Origin of the sequence: Dietzia sp. SYD-A1, from assembly GCF_015356725.1 — a bacterium.
Lineage (GTDB): Bacteria > Actinomycetota > Actinomycetes > Mycobacteriales > Mycobacteriaceae > Dietzia.
On sequence record NZ_JADDKI010000180.1, the window covers coordinates 1 to 542 of the forward strand.

The 542-nt window shown below is 69.2% G+C and carries 1 protein-coding gene; it reads right to left on the reverse strand.

All coding sequences use genetic code 11. The features are described 5' to 3' along the window. Nucleotides 1–510, reverse strand: a 510-nt coding sequence (locus IY392_RS08335; protein WP_194860953.1) for an MBL fold metallo-hydrolase, incomplete at its 3' end; no start/stop codon positions are given. Between the last annotated feature and the right edge of the window lie 32 nt (nt 511–542).

A 542-nucleotide genomic window follows, 5' to 3' on the forward strand; every position in this document is an offset into this window, starting at 1 on the left:
CTGCGTGGCGCCGGCGAAGCGCGTGTCGATCCCGCCCGCGGCCTCATCGAGCAGATCCGGTCGACCGAGATCGCCGGCGAAGACGAAGTCGCCGGTCAGCATGTAGCCGGGGGTATCAGCGAAGGCGCCGTCGGTGACGAGGAAGGACAGGTGCTCCGGGGTGTGGCCCGGGGTGTGCACGGCCTCGACCGTGATGTTGCCCAGCGTGAGCCGGTCCCCGTGGTGCAGCCGCTCGGCCTCGAAACCGTACTGCCAGTCGTCGCCGCCCTCCCCCGAGACGTAGACGGTCGCGCCGGTCGCCTCGGCGAGCTCGCGGGTGCCGGAGAGGTAGTCGGCGTGGATGTGGGTCTCGGTCACCGCGGTGATGGTCATGCCGTGACGGTCGGCCAGGTCGAGGTACTCGCGGATGTCACGACGGGCGTCCACCACCATCGCCTCGTTCCTGGCCTGGCAGCCGATGAAGTACCCGGCCTGGGCGAGGTCCTCGTCGTAGATGCGCTCGAGAAGCATCGAGATCTCCTTGTCGATCGGGGTTCGGGTGG